Here is a 20,278-nt window from a genome sequence, read left to right on the forward strand (position 1 = left end):
GGCGGATGCAGATCGCCGAAAGCAATACCCGAAAAACGTCCGAAAAAGCGGCATGACAAACGAGCTCCCCGCACGCCCGGTCTCTTGCGCGGGCGTACGGGGAGCTGCGGTCATTCCATCTCGGCGGTTCCGCCAGTCGCTGCGCCGATCCGCCATTTTCCGGCTTCCACTTCTTTCGGGGGCATGGGACGTCCGTAGTAATAACCCTGCATAAGCACGCAGCCCCGGGACAGCAAAAATTCCGCCTGCTCTTCCGTCTCGACGCCTTCCGCGACGACTTCCAGATCCAGCAGTCTCGCGATGCCGATAATGCCGACAATCAGCGCCTGTTTGGAAGCAAGATTGCTGCTTTTGACAAACGACTGATCGATCTTGAGCGTATCCACGGGAATTTCGTCCAGCCGTCCGAGCGAAGAATGGCCGGTCCCGAAGTCGTCCATCGACACCTGGACTCCCAGATCGCGCACCCGCTGAAGCTGGGAGAGGGTAATCGCCATATTTTTCATCGCGATCGATTCGGTGATTTCCAGCTCGAGCATCTTGCCCGGCAGGCCGCTCGAACGCAGCGCTTCGTCCACCATGTCGAACAGCGTCATGCTTTCGAATACCCGGTACGACATATTGACGGAGATGCAGACCCGGAACAGCCCTTCGTCGTGCCAGCTTTTGTTCTGACGGCAGACTTCGCCGAGCATCCAGCGGGTCATCGGCACGATAAGCCCCGTCTCCTCCGCGATCGGAATGAACTCGCCGGGCGAGACGATTCCTTTTTCGGGATGGCGCCAGCGCAGCAGCGCCTCGAACCCGGCTTCTTCTCCACTGCGCGCGTTCCATTTCGGCTGATACACGATGAAAAATTGGCCGTATTCGAACGCCAGCCTGAGGTCCTTCTCAAGCTCCATTTTGCGGCTCAGCTGCCCTCCGATTCCGGCATTGAAGAAAACGGTTTTGTCTTTTCCCGAAGCTTTCGCCTGATCGAGCGCCGCATCCGCCGCTTTCAGCAGCGCCCCGCGGCTTCGGCCGTGCTCGGGGAATAGGCTGACTCCCGCGCTCGCCGTGACGTACAATTCGTTACCTTCGATCATATAGGGCCGACCGATCTCTTCCAGCATGCGATTTACCCGTTCCAGCAGTTTGTCCGGATCGTTCTCCGCTCCGACCAGCAGAAATTCGTCGCCGTCCATCCGGAACAGTGCTTCGCGCTCCTGAATCCGGTCCCGGATACGCTGCGCGGCGTGGGTCAACAGCAGGTCGCCGAGATCCCGGCCCAATGTGTCGTTGATGACCTTGAAGCGGTCGAGGTTGATCAGAACCATCGATCCCAGGCGTTCCTCCGCCAGACGGCGGTCCGATTCCTCGGACAGCGCGTAACGGTTCCGAAGCCCGGTCAGCGGGTCCAAAAAGGCGATCTGCTTGAGCGTTCGGCGTTCGAACACCATGAACATCCAAGTAATGGCCAGAATGACCGATACGAGCGCCGAGATACCGGCCACGAAATACGAGGGCGGAAGCCCCGTATAACCGAGCGCGGCAGCCGCGGAGCGTACACCGCCGCTGCGCAGCGCTCCCAGCACGGTATACTGCATGACAAAGATTCCCGCTCCGAGAATCAGCGCGGCAAAAAGCTCGGCCAGTCTGTAACCCGCCGAAAGACGGAAGTTGCCGAGCACGTATAAGGCAAAATAACCCGAGATAAAGATGATGGCCGCCGAAAACAGTCCGATCGTCGGATCGACGCCCACGACGAAATTCGGACGGAGCGCCGCTATGCCCAGAGCGGACATCACCATGACGCCGACACCGAATACCGCACCGGCGAGTCGGCTGGTCAACGGCTGCTGCTTGGCGAACAAAAGGAACATTATGTATGCGGATAAACTGACAACCGCGATCGCCGCCGACGCGGTAAGGAGGTCGTAACGCAGCGTAATGCGATGATGATACGAGAGCAAACTTATAACATGGACCAGCCAGGTCCCCATGCCGAGAACCAGAGCCGCGAAGATCGGACGAAGCCGCTTCGCTCCTCTGCCCGTCCGGCTTTTTCCCGAGGCCAAACGAAAGCCCAAATAAGCGGAGAGCAGCGCGACCGACAGCGACAGAACGACCTGCACGCCGTCCCATTTCTCCGTTAAACCTGTGACAAGGACAGAGATCATAAATCGGTACCCACTTTGCGTTATGATATGTTGTTAGGCTTGCCCTCAGATGCTCTTGCTTGAGGCAAGTAAAACCTTTCCCTAATTATATCGAATAAATAGGCGAAATCCATTAGAACTATCGTTTCGGAAAGAAAAAAACGCCGCCTCCTTCCCCGCCAACAAAAAAAGAACCGGCAAAATATGCCGGTCCTTTCCTTTTCTTCTCTGCCGCGGCCGTTAATGCCGAACCCCAAAAACGGGTTATACGGCTTCTTCCGAGAACTGGCTGTTATAAAGATCCGCATAGAATCCGCCGGAAGCCAGCAGCTCTTTGTGCGTGCCCTGCTCGATCACTTCGCCGTGGTTCATGACGAGAATGAGATCGGCTCCCTTGATCGTCGACAGACGGTGCGCGATAACGAAGCTCGTGCGCCCCTGCATCAGTTCGCCCATCGCCTGCTGGATGAAAATTTCCGTCCGCGTATCGACGCTGCTCGTCGCTTCGTCGAGGATCAAGATGCGCGGATCGGCCAGCACGGCGCGCGCGATCGTCAGCAGCTGCTTTTGTCCCTGCGAGATATTCGACGCCTCTTCGTTCAGCACCGTGTCGTAGCCGTCCGGCAGCGTTCGGATAAAGTGGTCCGCCCGCGCCGCTTCGGCGGCACGCACGATCTCTTCCTCCGTCGCGCCTTCGCGTCCGTAAGCGATGTTCTCCCGAATCGTGCCCCCGAACAGCCAGGTATCCTGCAGCACCATGCCGAACAGGCTGCGCAGGCGTCCGCGGTCGAGTTCGCGAGTATCCACGCCGTCGATCTTGATCGAACCGTCGTTGATCTCGTAGAAGCGCATCAGCAGGTTGATCAGCGTCGTCTTCCCGGCACCCGTAGGGCCGACGATGGCGACCGTTTGGCCCGGAGCCACTTCGATGTTCATGTCCGTGATCAGCGGCTTGTCTTCCGAATAACCGAAGCGCACATGTTCGAAGGTTACCGCGCCCTCGCCCGTCAGGTGACGCTCAAGTTTGCGGTCCGGCGACTGTTCTTCCTCGTCCAGCACTTCGAACACCCGCTCCGCCGAAGCGATGGTCGACTGGATGATGTTCGCGATATTCGCGGTTTGGGTAATCGGCTGGGAAAACTGTCTCGCATACTGGATGAAAGCCAAAATATCGCCGATATTGATGCGGCCGTTGGTGGCGAAGATCCCGCCGACGACGCAAATCAGCACATAGCCGATATTGCCGATGAACGACATGAGCGGCATGATCAGACCGGAAATGTACTGCGCCCGCCAACCGGACTCGTACAGCTCTTTGTTGTACGTTTCGAATTTTTCCTGCGAAGCGTCTTCGCGGCCGTAGGCTTTGATGACGCGCTGGCCGTTGTACATTTCTTCGACGTGTCCGTTCAGATCGCCGAGGGAGCGCTGCTGGCCGGCAAAATGCTTCTGCGAGCGCTTGGCGATCATGATGACCACGATCAGGCTGAACGGAATCGTCAGCACGGTAATCAGCGTCATGATCGGGCTGATCGTCAGCATCATCACGATGACGCCGATGATCGTCACGAGCGACGTGATGATCTGCGTCAAGCTCTGCTGCAGCGTGTTGCTGATATTGTCCATGTCGTTCGTGACGCGGCTCAGCACGTCGCCGTAAGGATGGCTGTCGTAATATTTCAGCGGCAGCCGGTCGAGCTTGTCCTTAACCTCTTTGCGCAGACCGTACGACGTGCGCTGCGCGACGCCGGCCATCACGAACTGCTGGATATAGCCGAACAGCGCGCTCGCGACGTACAGGCCGGCGAGAATCATAATGATCTGCCAGATATATTCGAAATCGACCGAGGCCCCCGGGATGCCCTGCATCTTGGCAATGACGCCCTCGCTGAGCCGGGTGACGGCTTTGGCCATGATTTTCGGCCCGAGGATGTTGAACACCGTGCTCAGAATTGCCGTGATCAGCACCACAAGCAGATGGAACTTATACGGAGCCAGGTAGCCCGCCAAGCGCTTGAACGTCGCTTTGAAATTTTTCGGTTTGGCTCCGGGCATCATCATGCCTCCGGGTCCGGGTCCCATGCCGGGTCCTTTGCGCGGAGCCGGCGCCTTGCTGCTTTTTTGTTCGCTCATTTCAGTCCCCCCTCTGCCTGCGCGACCATCTCTTCTTCGGACAGCTGCGAAGACACGATTTCGCGGTAGACGTCGCTGGTCCGCATGAGCTCGCCGTGGCGGCCGATGCCGGCAATCCGGCCCTGGTCGAGCACGATGATCCGGTCGGCATCCATGACGGTGCTGACCCGCTGCGCGACCATCAGAACGGTCGCGTCCTGCGTTTCGGCTTTGAGCGCGGCGCGAAGTCTCGCGTCGGTCTTGAAGTCGAGCGCAGAGAAGCTGTCGTCGAAAATGTAGATTTCCGGACGGCGTACCAGCGCTCTGGCGATCGACAGACGCTGCTTCTGTCCGCCGGACAGGTTCGAGCCGCCCTGCGATACCGGCGAGTCGTAGCCTTCTTCGAGCCCGTCGATAAACTCCGCCGCCTGCGCGATCCGCGCCGCTTCGCGTACTTCTTCGTCGGTGGCGTCTTCCTTGCCGTAACGGATATTTTCCGCGACGCTGCCCGTGAACAGCAGCGCCTTCTGCGGCACGTAACCGATCTTGCCGCGCAGCGATTCCTGCGCCAGATTCCGAATGTCGACCCCGTCGACCAGCACCGTTCCCGATGAAACGTCATAGAAGCGCGGAATCAGGCTGACGAGCGTCGACTTGCCCGATCCGGTGCCGCCGATGATGGCGGTCACTTCGCCCGGGCCGGCGTTGAAGGAAATGTTCTGAATCGCCGGCTCCTCCGCTCCCTCGTAACTGAACGAGACGTCGCGGAATTCAAGCTGTCCGCGGCGGGAAGGCGTCTGCGGCGAAGAAGATTCCTCGATATCCGGCACCGCTTCGAGCACTTCGTTGACCCGGCCGGCGGATACGGAAGCCCGCGGCACCATGACGAAGATGATCGACACCATAATCAGGGAGAACAGAATTTGCATGGCGTACTGGATGAAAGCCATCAGATTGCCCAGCTCCATCTCGCCCGCATCGATCCGGTGGCTGCCGTACCAGATGATGGCGATCGTCGAGAAGTTGAGAATGAGCATCATGGCCGGCATCATGGCCGCCATCAGCTTATTGACTCGAATCGCCGTATTCATCAGGTCGCCGCTCGCATGATCGAAGCGCTGCCGCTCGCTCTGCTCGCGGCCGAACGCGCGGATGACCCGAATGCCGGTCAAGTTCTCGCGCAGCACGAGATTCAGCTTATCGATCTTCTTCTGCATCGCCTTGAACAGCGGCAGCGCGCTGCGCCCGATCAGCAGGATCAGCAGCGCCAGTACCGGGATCACCACGACCAGAACGAGCGAGAGCTTGGCGTCCTTGGATACGGCCATGATAATGCCGCCGATCATCATCATCGGCGCCATTGCCAGCATCCGCAGCATCATCGTCAGCACCTGTTGAATCTGGGTGATGTCGTTGGTCGTGCGCGTGATGAGCGAAGCCGTGCCGAATTTATCGAATTCTTTGAGCGTAAAACGCTGCGCGTGCGAAAATACCCGGCTGCGCAGGTCCCGGCCGAAACCCATCGACACTTTGGCGGACAAGTAACTCGCCGCGATCGAACAGATCATCCCGATCATCGCCACGCCCAGCATCAGCCCGCCGATCTTCCAAATGTAGGGCACGTCGCTCAGCGCGATGCCTTTGTCGACGATATCCGCCATCAGCGTCGGCAGATACAGTTCCGACAGCGCCTGCACGAATACCATCAGCAGGACGAATATGACGCCGACCCGGTAGGGCTTCAGCATGCGGAACAATTTCATCATAACGGTCTCTCTCCTTTGTCGGGCGCTCCCGCGCCCCTGTCTTGCCCGGACTCCCCGTCCTCCCGCGCCTCGCGCAGAACGAAATAGTCATGGGCCCGGTTCAGCAGCTGGACCAGCATCCGGGTATCCTGCTCCCCCAAATAGTCCGTCAGCCCGCCGATCATCGATTCCATCTCTTCTATGAACGAATAGGTCACCCGCACGCCCTCGTCCGTCAGCGTAATCCGGACGGCCCGGCGATCCGAAGGGTCCGTGCCGCGGACGACCAGGCCGTCCGCTTCCAACCCTTTGATCAGCTGGGTGACGGTGGGCGACGTGACGTCCAAAATCCGGCCGAGTTCCGATACCATGATGCCCGGTTCTCCGTCGTCGACTTGGCTGCGCAGCACCATCAGCAGCATCCCTTCGCTCTGCTTGCGCCCCGCCATCGGACCGGAATGATTCTTTTTGCCGCGGTGGCGGAAACGCCGGATCGTGATCATCAGTTCGCGCGCCATCGGGCTTATACGCGATTCCATTTCGCTGCTCCTTTCCTTTTTCCGTTATCGGAACGCAAGGATTCCGTCTTATGGAAAACAAAGTATTTAGGTTTGCAAATATTTAGCCATGCAATCTATTAGTTACCTAATTGTATGCCCGTACATGAGGTCTGTCAACTTTCGCATATAAGGCTCCCGGAAAGCGTCGCCGCAGAAAAAAAGATCCTCCGCCGGTTTGCGGCAGAGAATCTTTTCTGTTGCGGCATGGACGCCCGAACGCTTTGCGGCTCCGAATCCGAAGCGGCATTCAACGCGTTCCCCATTCGTCCGGCAGCAGCGAGCGATAGGGCTCCTGCAGGAAACGGTCGTCCGCCAGGATCAAGACGCCCCGGTCCTGCTCCGTGCGGATCAGGCGTCCGCCGGCCTGCTGGACTTTGTTCATGCCGGGATAGACGTACGCGTAATTGAAGCCGCTGCGTCCGCGCTCGTTGTAATAATCCCGGATGATGTCCCGCTCCAGCCCGATCTGCGGCAGTCCGACGCCGATCACGGCCACGCCGGTCAAGCGCTCGCCCGTCAGGTCGATGCCTTCCGAGAAGACGCCGCCCATGACGGCGAAGCCGACCAGCGTCCGTTCCCGGCCCGCCGAGAAGGCGTCGAGAAAGACGGTCCGTTCGCCCTCCGACATTCCCGAATCCTGTCCGATAATCTCGATTTTATCGCGATCGACCCGAGTCTCGAAGGCCTGCCGGATTTCCTGAAGGTAGGCATAAGACGGGAAGAAGAAAAGATAATTGCCGGGCCGCTGCGACACCGTCTCCGCAAGAGCCGCGGCCAGCGTTTCCCGGGTACGCTCCCGGTCCCTGAATCTTGTCGACAGCGGCAAAATTTTGACTTCGAGCTGATCGGGGCTGAAGGGAGACGGAATCGACAGCGTATAATCGTCTTCCGCCGCGCCCAGCATCTCCCGGTAGAACCCGAGCGGCGACAGCGTGGCCGAGAAGTAGACGGCCGAACGGTAATTTTTCGACGCCTGAAGCAGCAGTTCCGAGGGGTCGAGGCAGAACATCTTCATTCGCACCTCGCTGCCGTCCGTTTCCACGTACGTCACGTATTGATCGCCGTACAGCCGGCCGATCCTCAGGAACGTCTGGGCGGCGAAATACGCTTCCAGCAGTTCCTCTTCGGCTTCGCTTCCGTTCACGGTCACGAGCGCGTGCTCCGCCTGGTCGACGAAAGGTTCAAGCAGCTTGAACATGACTTCCGGCGGCTCGCTGCCCACGAACCGGCCTTCTTCGCCCGCCTGCTTGCGCAGCAGAATCAGGTAGGCGTTCACCCGGTCGGCCGCGGCGCGCACGCCTTCGTGCACATCCTTGTATCCCCGCTTGATCGCCAGAAACGAGGACTTCAACAGCTCCGCCGAGAACATCTCCCGTCCCCGCTCGACCAGATTGTGCGCCTCGTCGACGAGCAGCGCGGAGCGGCTCCGCTGCTCGTCGGACAGCCGCTTGAAGGCGATGCGCGGATCGAACACGTAGTTGTAGTCGCAAACGACCACGTCGGCCGCGTAAGCGGCATCGAGCGAAAACTCGAACGGGCAAACGGTATGCTTGCGCGCGTACGTCTCCAGCACTTCCCGGGTAACCCGGGTTTCGTTCTCGAACAAATCGTACAGCGCGCCGTTGATCCGGTCGTAATAGCCTTCCGCGAAGCGGCATGCGCCTCCGGCGCAGTCTTCTTCTTCCTTGAAGCAGACTTTGTCTTTGGCCGTGATCGTCACGGAACTGAGATAGGCGCCGCTCTTCTCGAGCATGGACAGCGCTTCTTCGGCGCCGGCTCTCGTCGTCGTCTTGGCGGTCAGATAATAGACGCGTCCGATCAGCCCCTCGCCCATCGCCTTGACGGCCGGAAACAGAGTGGAGATGGTCTTGCCGGTGCCGGTCGGCGCCCTCGCGAGCAGGTTCTTCTCCTCGCGCACCGTCTTGAACACCGCCCCGGCGAACAGCCGCTGCCCTTCCCGGTAGCGGCCGAACGGGAAGGGCAGCCCAGCGGCCGCCGCGTCCCGCTTCTCTTCGCGGCGCTTGAGCAGCAGCGCGTACGGCGCGTAGCGCTCCGCCACGTCCCGCACGAAAGCGGCCAATTCCTCCGCCGTCTGCTGCGTTTCGTGCACGCTGCGCTCGCCGCCCGGCTTGTGCACGTAGGTCAGCCGCACGCCGACCCGCTCCAGCCCCATCTCCTCGGCGAACATATAAGCATAGAACTTGGCCTGCGCCCAGTGCACGTCGCGGCCGCCGCCGATCTGCTCCGCCGTTTCCGACGTCGACTTGATCTCGTCGATCGTATAGAGGCCGTCTTCGCCGAGCAGCAGCCCGTCGCAGCGGCCCTCGATTTGCACCAGCAGCTCGCCGCCGGCGCAGGACAATTCCGTTTTCAAAAAGACTTCTTTGCGGTCGTTCTCTCCGTATTTCTCCTGCACTTCGCGATGAATGCGAGTGCCTTCTTGAAGCGCGCTGCCGAAGCGGGTGCCGGATTCCAGACTGCCGCTTCGAAAAACGTATTCCACCAGAGGGCGCACGGAGGTTTTGACGGTATGGGTCATGCAAGCTCCCCCTTTCCGGGGATGTAGAATGGTTTTTTTCGCTTCGGCGCAGACGAAAACGCGTCCACGCACGTCTATCTATTATAGCCGAAACGGCGTCGGCGCTCCGCGTCCCGATTCGGCCGCGCAAAAAAGCGGCTTTCGCGATTGCGAAAGCCGCGGGCGCCGGCGTTCCGGCCGGATGAACCGCCGCCGGTAGGCAGCGCGGCCGCGAAGCCGCCCTGCGTCATTGAAGCACGCGTCGTGCCGATACGTAATGATCCTGCCAGTATTTCAGATCCAGGTCGGCTACGGCCACTCCGTCTTTGCTGGCGCTGTTATGCACCAAATGGCCTTCGCCGTCATAAATGCCGACGTGCCCGATCAGTCCGGGAACGCTGCTCCAGAAGAACAGCAGATCCCCTTTCTGCCATTCGCCTTTTTCCACCGGGATGCCGATGTCCTTCTGATAGGCGGTTCCGAGCGGCAGGCTGATTCCCTCAAGTCCGAATACATAGCGGGTAAACGAAGAGCAGTCGAACAGGACCGGCGCTTCGTTCTTTCCGAAACCGTAGCGGGTAATGCCCTGCAAAGACAGCGCATTATTGATGACCCGGTCGGCCGTATCCGGCGAGATGACCGTTCCGATCGGGAATCCGGGCGACGGAGCGGAAGGCTCCGAAGGGACCGGAGGCAGAGACGGCACCGCGGGAATATCCGCCGCAGGCAGCGGTGCCGAAGAGGACGGGATCTGGGAAGAAGACGAGCTTCCGCCGTCCGGCAGCGCGTAGGATACGTAACCCGTCGAGACGTATCCGGTCACGCCGCTCGCGTCCGTGATCTTGAGCCAGGCCGAGTTCGCCAATTCGACGGCCGTGAACGTCTCGCCGGCAGACAGCACGCGCAGAACGTCGCTGCCCGTCACGGGCGCGGTGCGGAAGTTCACGTTCTTCGTCACGACGCCGCTTCCGGCCGCGGAAGCGGCGGGAGCGGGCGCAGCCGCAGGGGCGGGAGGTTCGATCAGCGTCTTGACGGCTGAAGGAGCGGAAGACGCCGCGGCCTGCTTGACGGAGGACGTCGAAGACGCCTTGCTTGCCTTGTTTGTGCCGGAAGACGTTTTGCCGCCCGAAGAAGCAGCCTTGACGCTCGGAGACGACTCTTTCGTATAGGTCACGTAAGAAGACGAGACGTATCCCGTCTTCTCTCCGATCTGGACTTTGAGCCAGTAATTGTTCAGCTCGGTGACCACTTCGAGCTTGGTGCCCGGCTGCAGGGTGCGGTATACGCTCCCTTCGGATGCCGAGGGGGCGGATCTGAGGTTAACCGGACGGTCGACTTTGCCGGGGGACGCCTGCGCGACGGCAGGCACAGTCACTAGTAGAGACGATGCTGCGACCAGGCTGAAGAGCTTTCTGTTCATGATTGCCTCCTTGTGAGTCGATAAGCGCTTCCGGGAAAAAGCGGCCGAAAACGACGATTATGCGCGATTGATGCTGAAAAGGGCCGACTGTTTTACATTCTATCGATATTTTAACTTCTATCGGCCGGAATCGCCAGCTTTTTGAGCAATTTGGAAACGAAACAAAAACGATTTTGACAACTTTTGCGGCCGGGAGCATAATAGCTAAGGATTTACAACGTTCCGATTGGTTTATCCTTAATAAAAAGGCATGCGACCGGGGAATTTCCCGAAGCACCCGACATTTCCGCATATAGAAAAGGAGCTTTGCATCGTGGAGCCGATTAAAAACTGGTGGTCCTTGCTGACCCGTCCTTTCGTTCTGTTCACCCTGATTCTGTTGGTTAAAGGCTATATCGCCTGGGGACCGATCTTCGAGAATACCCCGATCTGGGGACCTCTGCTGACGGAGATTCCGTTCCTGTGGATTCTGTTCTGCCTGTTCGAATGGTTGGCGTCCAAACGCAAACTGCTGTGGTACATGATCACCAACCTGCTCGTCACGGGGCTGTTCTTCACGGCGGTCATTTATTTCAAATATTACGGCGTCGTGGTCAATTACCATGCGCTGGACCAGAGCCGGCAGGCCGTCGAGGTCAGCGACAGCGTCTTCTCTCTGCTTGCTCCCCAGTATCTGCTGATCTTTACCGACATCATCGTGCTGAGCGTCTGGTTCTTCATGAGCAAGAAAGCGAAAAAGTGGCGGCAGAACGTCGTTCATCATCGCATGAGCCGGCGTGTCGTGGGCAGTCTGCTTATCGTATCGCTTATTCTGTGCACCATGAACGTCTGGCCGAACCGCGCGAGCATGAACGAGGTCGTCAAAGCCGAAAAGATGGGCATCCTGAATTACGAAGCCTATACGCTGCTGACCGACCGCGACGAAGAACCGATCCCTCTCGCCCAGATCACGCAGGAGAAGATCGACGGGCTGAAAGGCATCGAAAAATCCGGGCAGCCGGCTTACTTCGGAGCGGCCAAGGGCAAAAACCTGATCATCCTTCAACTGGAGTCGCTGCAGAACTTCATGGTCGGCCTCAAGATCGACGGGCAGGAAATCACGCCGAATCTGAACAAGCTGGCCGGCGAAGGGCTGTACTTCCCGAATTTCTACCAAAGCGCGGGACAAGGCAATACGTCAGACGCCGAGTTCACGGTCAATACGTCGTTTTACATTCCGCCGCGCAAGGCGGCCGTAGTCGCTTACGGGGAAAAGGAACTGCCGAGCCTGCCGAAGCTGCTGGAGCAAAACGGCTACCAAACGGCCACTTTCCATACGAACGACGTCTCCTTCTGGAACCGGAACCAGCTGTACGCGGCGCTGGGCTTCGACAAGTATTACGACAAGAGCTTCTTCGGCACGGACGACATGGTCTTCTTCGGTTCTTCCGACGAAGTGCTGTATGACAAGACGACCGACGAACTGCAAAAAATGGACGAATCCGATCGGCCGTTCTACGCGCAGATCGTCTCGATGAGCTCGCACCATCCGTACACCATTCCGAAGGAAAAGTACAAAATGACGCTGCCGGAGCGTTACGAAGGGACTTTGGTAGGCGAATATATTCGCGCCCAGAACTATTCGGATTACTGCCTGGGCCTGCTGATCGACGAACTGAAAGAAAAAGGACTGTGGGACGACAGCCTGCTGATGCTTTACGGCGATCACCTGGGCCTCCCGCTGCATTCCATGGACGAACGGGACCTGGCGCTGGCGAAGGAAATCTTCGGCCACGACTATACGTACAGCGACATGCCGAACATCCCGTTCATGATTCTCGGCTCCGGCGCGGACGCCGGCAGCGTGCAGACGCAGCTCGGCGCGCAGGTCGACGTTATGCCGACGGCCGCTAATCTGCTCGGCATTTCGCTGGATAACCATATCCACTTCGGACAGGACCTGCTGAATCAGAGCGAGAATATGATTCCCGAACGTTATTATTGGCCGTCGGGTTCGTTGATTACCGGAGACACGCTGTTCATTCCGGGAACGGGCTACGAGGACGGCACGTATTATCCGCTGAAAAAAGGCGGCACCGCTTCTTCCGGCGTCACGGAAGATCAATTCAACCGGATGCTGGAGCTGTTCGAGCTGTCGAGCAGCTATGTGCGGCAGCAGCCGGACCGTCCGGAAGCGGAACATCCGCAAGCCGGAACGGAGTAACGCGCTCCCCTGCACGGACGGAAGGCCCGGGAACGGGCCGCAGCATCGACAAAAGCCCCGCCGACGGACACAGGCCGTCGGCGGGGCTTTTCTGTAATGGGGAGGCGGCGGAAGACGTTGACGCCGCTCCCGCGCGAACCCGAACGGCCCGCCCGGAATTGTATCCGGGCGGGCCGTTCGGCTCTAGGCGTCGTCAGTCGAGCTCCGAGACGGAGAAACGCACGCAGGCGCCGCCCTCCGGGCGGTTGTGCGCGGCGATCTCGCCGCCGTGCCGGCGCACGATGGTCCGGGCGATGAACAGCCCGAGACCGGAGTGCCCCCCGCCGCCCGGGTCGGCGGCGGAAGCCCTTGCCGCATCTTCGCGATAGAACTTCTCGAAGATGCGGCCGCCCCCGGCCTCCGCGAAGCCGGGGCCGTCGTCGCGCACTTCGAATTCGGCCCCGCCGGGCCGGATCCGAAGCTCCAGCGCGACGGCGCCGCCCTCCGGCGCATAGCGGAGGGTGTTGCTCACAAGATTGTCCAGCACCCGATTGATCCGGTGCTGGTCCAGTCTCAGCGGGCCGCGTTCGCCCTCGGCCCGCAGGTCCCGCGCCTCGAGCGCGAACTTCGCTCCCCGCTGGCGGCACAGGAAGGCGTATTCGCGCGCTTTGGCGCGGACGGCCGCCTCCAGGTCGACCGGCTCCGGACTGAGCGCGAAGTCCGGTCGCTCCACCCGCGCGGCCTCCGACAGGTCGGCCGTCAGCGCGATCGAACGCTCCGCCGCCCCGAGAATGGTCTCGGCATAGCGCTGCGCGCGCTCGGGACGCTTGCCTCCGTCCTCGAGCAGCACCTCCGCATGCCCGCGGATCACGCTGAGCGGCGTGCCCAGATCGTGCGCCACCGCCGCGATCATGTCGCGGCGTTCGCGCTCCAGCTGCCACTCCCGGCTCAGCGACTCCCGCAGCGCCTCGCGCATCTGTTCGAACGCCGCGAGCAGCTGGTTCAGCTCGCGGACGCCGGTGCCTCGGGGCCCGAGCGAGAAGTCCAAGTCGTGCTCGCGAATCTTCTCCGCGCCTTCGATCAGGCGTCCGAACGGTTCTTCGAGCCTGCGGCTCAGCCTGCGTCCGCTCCACACCGTGAAGCCGTACAGGTAAGCGAAAGGCGCGGCGGCCATCAGCAGCGCGCCGACAACGAGCGGCAGACCCTGGGCGGGATTGGCGGAAGCGGCCGTCAGCTTATAACGCAGCGCGACGGCTCCGGCCAGACGGCCGTCCAGACCGGCCAGCGGTTCATACTGCACGTAATAGCCGCCGGAAGAGACATGATCGTTCAGCCGCGCGAGCAGGTCGGCTCCGCCGCGGATCGCCGCCTTTCCTTCGCTTTCGAACGAGCCGTAGACCCGGCTTCCCGAAGCGTCGTACATTTCGTAGCCCATGCCTTCGGCAGGCACGATCGCTTCCACCTCCGCGCGGGAAGAAAGCGAGACGGGATCGTTCAGCGCCTGAAGCTGCGCGACCACCTCCGGAATCCGGCTCTCGTAATAATTCGCGGGTCTCAGCGAGGCGCCCCACAGCGCCAGCACGCAAAGCCCCAGCGCCCAGGTCAGCACCGTCGCCAGCACGCTGAGCAGGAACGTGCGGTGAAAAGCCCGCTGAATCAAGCTTTTCAGCGGCCGTTCGCGCGGCGCGCGGCTGCGTTTCCCGTCTTCCCCCGGCTCCGCGGGTCCGGCGGCGCCGGGTACGTCCTTACCGCCGGCGCCACGCTCCGACGACCCGCCCTCACCGGAAGCCCTGCGGCCGATCAAGGATTCCGGCGCGGCCGCGCCTCCCTCGGTCGGCCGGCGTTTCCCTTCTCCCCGTCTCAAGCCTGCCATTTGTAACCGACTCCCCATACCGTGCCGATCGGGTTCAGTTCCGGATCGGCCGCGCCCAGCTTGGCCCTTATTTTTTTGACATGCTCCGTGACCGTCGCCGAGTCCCCGTCCGCTTCCAGCCCCCAGATCCGTTCATAAATATCTTCGCGCGCGAAGACCTGCGACGGATGCAGCGCCAGCAGCAGCACGATGTCGAATTCCCTGCCGGTCAGCGGCACGGCCCGTTCGCCGACGCGCGCTTCGCGCCCCTGCGCGTCGATCGCCAGGGAACCGAAGCGCAGAAAGCGGTCTGAAGCGCTTCGGTCCCTTTTTTCCCGGCGCAGATGCGCGTAGATTCTCGTCTTGAATTCGCGCAGGCCGAACGGCTTGACCAGATAATCGTCCCCGCCGGCCATCAGCCCGCGCACCCGGTCTTCTTCGGAGCGCCTCGCGCTGACGAACAAAATGGGGCACGATGCGCTTTCGCGAATCGCCTCGCACAGCTCGTATCCGTTCATTCCGGGCATCATTACGTCGAGCACGACCACGTCCGGCTTGTACGGCAGAAGCGCCAGCGCTTCTTCGCCGCTGTACGCGCACAGCACCTCGTATCCTTCATCCTCCAACGCATCGCGCATAAAAGCCACGATATCCCGCTCGTCGTCCACCAGCATGACCCGTTCCGACACAGCCGATTCCCCCTTCGCTTTCCGTTCCGGACGGCTCTCCTCTTACCGCCCGGCCTTTACTGATTCCATTCCCTTCGCTGCCAACCCAACGTCCCTATTATAGCGCAGCCCGCCAGCAGGGCACAGAGAATCCAGCCGAGCGAGGCGTCGCTCCCCCCTGTCCGGCCGAGGAAATGGAAGATCGAGTCGGATACCGACAGCAGAAACACCAGCGCGTCGGACACGTAAAGGCCGCCCACGATAACCGCCAGAATGCCGATATACGCCAGCACCGGATTGGGCACAAGGCGCGCCACGACGCCGCCTACGCCGATCAGCGCCAGAAAAACGCACAGCGCGACGCCATAAAACCCGAGGCTGAATCCGAGCGCGCCCATTCTGCCTACCGCGCCCGCCCCCATCAGCGTCGTTTCGGAAGCCGGCGGCATCGCGATGCCGGCAAAGACCGTTCCGGCCGCCCAGGTAAACAGCGTCAGTCCTCCCACGAGCATTCCCAGCACCAGCCACTTGACGAGGAACAGCTTGCCCCGGGAGATCGGCCGGATCAGCGCCAGCCGGAGCGCGCCCGACGACACGTCGCCGCCGAAGCTGTCCGCGGCCAGCATCGGAATGACCACGAAGTTCATCAGAATCGCCAGTTCCCGCAGCAGAAACGGCGCCGTGTTCAGCGAGTTCAGCGCCACGCTGTGCTCCGCATCGTAAAAACTCGTATTCATCATCGTCAAAAACAGACATTCCAGCAGCACGAACACTATGTATACGATCGCGACCGCCCACGTTCTCTTTCTTTTGAACACCCGCTGGGCCTCGCTTCGGATCAGATTGCCCATGCCGACTCCGCTTCCTTTATTCAAAAGTATCCCTCCTCTTCCAAGTCCATACCGTCATAAGGCCGAACAGCAGTCCGTATCCCGCCAGCACGCCCAGATTCCAGAGCCGCAGGCCGTGCAGGTCCGCCAGCATCGCCGCGATGCCTTCCCACTCGATCGTCACCAGCGACAAAAAGTATATCCGCACGTATTCCTCCGTGCCGAACAGCGGCCGAAAATACGACAGCAGCGTGGGCAGCATATAGGAAACCAGCAGGAATCCGATGCCCAGACCCAATGTCACCGTCGAGGAACGCCCGACCGCCGCCAGCCAGAAAAATACCGTCAGCAGCACGCCCAGCGCCAGCGCGGCCAGCGCATAGTAGCGAAGATCGTACAGCAGGCCCTCTCCGTACGATACCCGGCCGGCCCCGTAAAAGAGCGGATAGCTCTCCGGGTTCGGAAACAGCGCCCGACCGGCCGCCGCCGTGCAGACGAAGTACGTCCCCAGCTGGATCAGCATGAACAGCAGGCAGGCCACCCACTTGGCCGCCATAATCCGGCCTAAGGATACGGCCCGCAGCATGCCCATCCGCAGCTGTCCCCCGCGGTATTCTTCCGTGACCGTAAGTCCCGCCAGCACCAGCATCATGCCGCTGAACACGGTCACGAGCATCTCGGCCAGCGCGAGCACGGGCACGCTGCCCGCCGTCGCGTATTCGGGCAGCCCGGGGTCGAGCGCCGCGTTTTGCGACAGCAAATACTTGACCGACACCAGCCCCGTCAGCGGCCCGGCCAGCGCCATCAGCTTCGCGCTTCGGCGCTTCCAGAGCTTGCGCCATTCGGCCGTCAGCAGCCGGCCGAAGCCGACTCCGCCGCCGCTGCGCCGTACCGGCCGCTCCCGGTCCGCTGCCGTCCTGTCCGGGGCGAACGCCGCGCCGAAGCCTTTCTTTTCGTCGATCGACTTCCCCGCCGTCTTCATGTCGTCATCATCTCCACGAACGCTTCTTCCAGGCCGGCGTGCCGCCCGATCATCTCTTCCCGGCTGCCCGCAAAGACGCGCTCGCCTTCGCGGATGACGACGATCCGGTCGCAGATTTTTTGCAGCTCGTCCAGCAGATGGCTGGAGACGAGCACCGTTTTGCCGAATTCGTGCTTGAGCCGCAGAATCAGTTCGCGCAGTTCCCGGATGCCCATCGGATCGAGGCCGTTGGCCGGTTCGTCGAGAATGAGAAGTTCGGGGTCGCCGAGCAGCGCCTGCGCGATCCCGAGCCGCTGCTTCATGCCGAGCGAATACGTTTTGACTTTTTCGTCGGCCCGCTTGTCCATGCGCACGATCTCGAGCACTTCGTTCACCCTTTTGCGCCGCGCCTTGCGGTCCGGCAGATTGGGGTGGAGCAGAGCCAGGTTCTCCAGATTGTCGCGCCCCGTCATATAAGGGAAGAAAATCGGAGATTCCACGATCGCTCCGATATGCGCCGCGGCGTTCTCCCTCTGGCGCACTACGCTGCTTCCTCCGATGAACACGTCCCCCGAATCCGGCCGGATCAATCCGGTCATGACGCGAATCAGCGTCGTTTTCCCTGCGCCGTTCGGCCCCAGCAGCCCGCAGATCTCGCCCTGTTCCACATTGAACGACACGTCTTTCAACAGCGTTCTCCGCCGCACTTTTTTCGTTACGTTCCCGATCTCGACCAGCGGATGCTCCGTCTGGGGAATGACAACCCGCCCGGCACGCTTGTCCTGCATGTTTTCCATTTTCGTTCGCCTCCTTGTCCCGGCTCGTCCGTCGTCCGAGTCCGTCCGTTGTTCGGATAAGGCAAGTGTAAGAGGCAAATCTAAAGAAACCATAAAGGACGCCGCAGACGCTTTTCGCAAAAAAAGTCAAAACCGATCCGCCCGGCTTTGATAGTCTGTACGTAAGGGAGGCGTTCACGTGAGCTATCAACCTGCCGTGCAAAAAACGATCGACTATATCGAGCGGAATCTGGAGCGGGAATTGACGGGAGAGCGGATCGCGGCCGAAGCCGGGTTCTCGTTCCACCATTTCCACCGGATTTTCCGGAGCGAGACCGGCATGACGATGTCGGACTATATCCGCTCGAGAAGGCTGGCCGGCGCGGCTTCCGCGCTGCTGCATACCGACGAACGTATCCTCGACCTCGCGCTCCGGTTCGGGTTCGAGTCGCAGGAGGCGTTCGGACGGGCATTCAAAAAAATTTACGGGCTGCCGCCCGCGCGATACCGCAGATGGATGGGCGGCATGCTGTCTCGGGAGGACGATTCGATGCAAACGAAGCAGGATCAGACGGGAGCTCCGGTCAAAGGTTGGTTTTTGAGCGGCAGTCATCCTTTTCACTACGAAATGGGAATCGATCGCAAAGAGGTGCACCGGGGCACCGGGTCGGGCTATCTGAAGTCGGTCATGTCCGACTCGCCGGAACAGTTCGGCACGATGATGCAGGCGTTCCGGGCCGACAAGTTCCGGGGCAAGCGTGTCCGTTTATCGGCGTTCGCCAAAACGCGCGGAGTCGAGCAGGGCTTCGCGGCGCTGTGGATGCGGGTGGACGCGGCCGACGGCGACGTGCTCCAGTTCGACAACATGGCGAACCGCCCGCTGACCGGAACGACGGATTGGAATCATTACGCGATCGTGCTCGATGTTCCGCCGCGGAGCGACAGCATCTCGTTCGGCGCCCTGCTGAGCGGAACCGGACAGCTCTGGGTAGACGGATTTTCGTTCGAAGAAGTGCCGGATACGGTTCCGACCACCAATCTCGAGACCTCGGGCACCCTGCACGACGAGCCGGTCAATCTGTCGTTCGAGGAGGACATCCGATGAGCCGCTTGTCCGATGCCGTGCGTGTCGCCGCCGCTTCCGCCGTCGTCGCCGCGATCGTCTGCCTCGCCAATTACTTGATCTCCTGGTATCTGGGCGGCGTGCTGGGCAAGTTTCCTTTTGAAGCGGATTCGCTGTGGTCGGTTCGCAGCGGCGTTATCTTCCTGATCTCGTTCGCGTTTGCCGCCGCGGGAGGCTGGAGAAGCCAAAGGGCGAGACGGCGAAGCTGAACGCCCCGGACGATCGCCTTTTTTTACGCAAAAGCAAAGAAGCCGCCGTCAAAAGGATATCTTTTTGACGGCGGCTTCTTGCTGCCTGTTCCGATCGCTCTCCCTTTATCGTCCTTCATCGTCTTTGATGGGCGTGCCGCCCAGCCATTCCCGCGTAAACGAGATCCACTCCCGCGCCGCGTAAGACTGATACCGCTCTTTGTGCCAGATGACGCCCAGCCTCCACCAAATCGCCGGCTCCTCCAGCGGGACGATGGTCACGGCTTTCCCGGACGCCTGCCGGCAGATCGTTTCGGGCAGCAGCGCGACGCCTAGGCCGGCCGCCACCATCTCGCTGATGAGGTCCCACTGCGAACTTTCGTAGACGATTCTCGGGTGAAAACCGGCCTGCAGGCATTCATTGATGATGCGGTCGTGCAGCGTAAAATCTTCCCGGAAGAAGACGAAATTTTCGTGCGCCAGCTCGCCCAGCTTCGCGCTTGCGGCTCCGGCCAGAGGATGCGACGCCGGCACGATCAGGTTCAGCCTCTCTTCCGCGAACTGGAACGAGCCGAACACGTCGAACGTGAGCGGCAGCACCACCACCCCGATATCCAGCAGCCCTTCCGCGACGTCGGACTCGACTTTTTTGGCCCCGTCTTCGAACACCTGCATCGTCACGTCCGGGTAACGGTCGTGGAACGCCCCGATCACTTTCGGAAAAAAGCTGGATCCCACCATCGGGGGCAGTCCGATGCGAAGATGCCCGCGCTTCAGTTCCTCCAGATCGCCCAGCTGCGCCGACAGGTTCGAGAACGACTGCGTGATCGCCTGTGCCTGTTCCATGACGACGCGTCCGGCATCGGTCAGCTCGATCTTTTTGCCGATCCGGTCGAACAGCGTGACGCCGAGTTCTTCTTCGAGCTGCCGGATCGCCTTGCTGATCGCCGGCTGGCTCAAGTACAGCGATTCCGCCGCCCGGGTAAAGCTCCTCAGCCGCGCCGTCTCCAAAAAATACTGCAAATGCCGGATGTCCATGCCGATAAGCCGCCTTTCTTTTTAACTGTCCTCATCTTCATGCATAGCTAAAAGTAATGATTCATATTCTTTTTATTCATTTTACTCATGAAAGGAATAGATGTAAAATTTTCATTACAGAGAAGAAATTACAGAACGCTGCTGCAGCGTTTTTCAATTCAATAATC

Annotated in this window: 15 protein-coding genes; 3 read left to right on the forward strand and 12 right to left on the reverse strand. The window is 60.6% G+C overall.

The features are described from left to right. Nucleotides 1–110 precede the first annotated feature (110 nt). From GYN08_RS13025 to GYN08_RS13050, 6 genes are all read right to left on the reverse strand, one after another. Complete coding sequence (locus GYN08_RS13025) at nucleotides 111–2,159, reverse strand: putative bifunctional diguanylate cyclase/phosphodiesterase (protein ID WP_166274869.1); 2,049 nt, start codon at nucleotides 2,157–2,159, stop codon at nucleotides 111–113. A 243-nt stretch (nucleotides 2,160–2,402) separates the two neighbouring features. Next, entirely contained in the window at nucleotides 2,403–4,271 is a 1,869-nt protein-coding gene (locus GYN08_RS13030; protein WP_166274871.1) for an ABC transporter ATP-binding protein, read from the reverse strand. Next, on the reverse strand, nucleotides 4,268–6,016 hold the full coding sequence (locus tag GYN08_RS13035) for an ABC transporter ATP-binding protein (protein WP_166274873.1): 1,749 nt from the start codon (nucleotides 6,014–6,016) through the stop codon (nucleotides 4,268–4,270). The genes GYN08_RS13030 and GYN08_RS13035 overlap by 4 nt, the downstream gene beginning before the upstream one ends. After that, nucleotides 6,013–6,534: a MarR family winged helix-turn-helix transcriptional regulator gene (locus GYN08_RS13040; protein WP_235946224.1), complete on the reverse strand. Its 522-nt coding sequence runs from the start codon at nucleotides 6,532–6,534 to the stop codon at nucleotides 6,013–6,015. Before GYN08_RS13040 ends, GYN08_RS13035 begins: the two co-directional genes overlap by 4 nt. A gap of 268 nt (nucleotides 6,535–6,802) precedes the next feature. Then, complete coding sequence (locus GYN08_RS13045; protein ID WP_166274875.1) at nucleotides 6,803–9,094, reverse strand: helicase C-terminal domain-containing protein; 2,292 nt, start codon at nucleotides 9,092–9,094, stop codon at nucleotides 6,803–6,805. A gap of 226 nt (nucleotides 9,095–9,320) precedes the next feature. Further along, entirely contained in the window at nucleotides 9,321–10,493 is a 1,173-nt protein-coding gene (locus GYN08_RS13050; protein ID WP_166274877.1) for a C40 family peptidase, read from the reverse strand. A 313-nt stretch (nucleotides 10,494–10,806) separates the two neighbouring features. Between GYN08_RS13050 and GYN08_RS13055 the strand changes: the two genes are divergently transcribed. Then, complete coding sequence (locus GYN08_RS13055) at nucleotides 10,807–12,696, forward strand: LTA synthase family protein (protein ID WP_328802943.1); 1,890 nt, start codon at nucleotides 10,807–10,809, stop codon at nucleotides 12,694–12,696. Between the two features lie 193 nt (nucleotides 12,697–12,889). Here the strand turns inward: GYN08_RS13055 and GYN08_RS13060 are convergent, their stop codons facing one another. From GYN08_RS13060 to GYN08_RS13080, 5 genes are read right to left on the reverse strand one after another with little or no spacing between them, the layout of a single operon-like run. Beyond that, nucleotides 12,890–14,548, reverse strand: a complete 1,659-nt coding sequence (locus GYN08_RS13060; protein ID WP_166274881.1) for a HAMP domain-containing sensor histidine kinase — start codon at nucleotides 14,546–14,548, stop codon at nucleotides 12,890–12,892. After that, nucleotides 14,536–15,216: a response regulator transcription factor gene (locus GYN08_RS13065; RefSeq protein ID WP_166274883.1), complete on the reverse strand. Its 681-nt coding sequence runs from the start codon at nucleotides 15,214–15,216 to the stop codon at nucleotides 14,536–14,538. Before GYN08_RS13065 ends, GYN08_RS13060 begins: the two co-directional genes overlap by 13 nt. Before the next feature lie 56 nt (nucleotides 15,217–15,272). Beyond that, nucleotides 15,273–16,070, reverse strand: a complete 798-nt coding sequence (locus GYN08_RS13070; protein ID WP_166274885.1) for an ABC transporter permease — start codon at nucleotides 16,068–16,070, stop codon at nucleotides 15,273–15,275. Next, nucleotides 16,063–17,007 carry a hypothetical protein gene (locus GYN08_RS13075; protein ID WP_166274887.1) on the reverse strand — a complete coding sequence of 315 codons (945 nt, stop codon included), beginning with the start codon at nucleotides 17,005–17,007 and terminating at the stop codon, nucleotides 16,063–16,065. The genes GYN08_RS13070 and GYN08_RS13075 overlap by 8 nt, the downstream gene beginning before the upstream one ends. Then, nucleotides 17,004–17,774 carry an ABC transporter ATP-binding protein gene (locus GYN08_RS13080; RefSeq protein WP_166275587.1) on the reverse strand — a complete coding sequence of 257 codons (771 nt, stop codon included), beginning with the start codon at nucleotides 17,772–17,774 and terminating at the stop codon, nucleotides 17,004–17,006. The genes GYN08_RS13075 and GYN08_RS13080 overlap by 4 nt, the downstream gene beginning before the upstream one ends. Nucleotides 17,775–17,961: 187 nt before the next feature. On the opposite strand from GYN08_RS13080, the gene GYN08_RS13085 reads away from it, so the two are divergent. Continuing rightward, a complete protein-coding gene (locus tag GYN08_RS13085) occupies nucleotides 17,962–18,867 on the forward strand; it encodes a helix-turn-helix domain-containing protein (protein WP_166274889.1) in 906 nt (301 codons plus the stop codon). Beyond that, entirely contained in the window at nucleotides 18,864–19,094 is a 231-nt protein-coding gene (locus GYN08_RS13090; RefSeq protein ID WP_166274891.1) for a hypothetical protein, read from the forward strand. Before GYN08_RS13085 ends, GYN08_RS13090 begins: the two co-directional genes overlap by 4 nt. 105 nt (nucleotides 19,095–19,199) lie before the next feature. On the opposite strand, the gene cidR is transcribed toward GYN08_RS13090, so the two are convergent. Continuing rightward, nucleotides 19,200–20,111 (reverse strand): cidABC operon transcriptional activator CidR, encoded by a 912-nt coding sequence (cidR, locus tag GYN08_RS13095; RefSeq protein WP_166274893.1) that lies wholly within the window; start codon nucleotides 20,109–20,111, stop codon nucleotides 19,200–19,202. Between the last annotated feature and the right edge of the window lie 167 nt (nucleotides 20,112–20,278).

The organism is Saccharibacillus alkalitolerans (assembly GCF_011090185.1).
GTDB classification, from domain to species: domain Bacteria; phylum Bacillota; class Bacilli; order Paenibacillales; family Paenibacillaceae; genus Saccharibacillus; species Saccharibacillus alkalitolerans.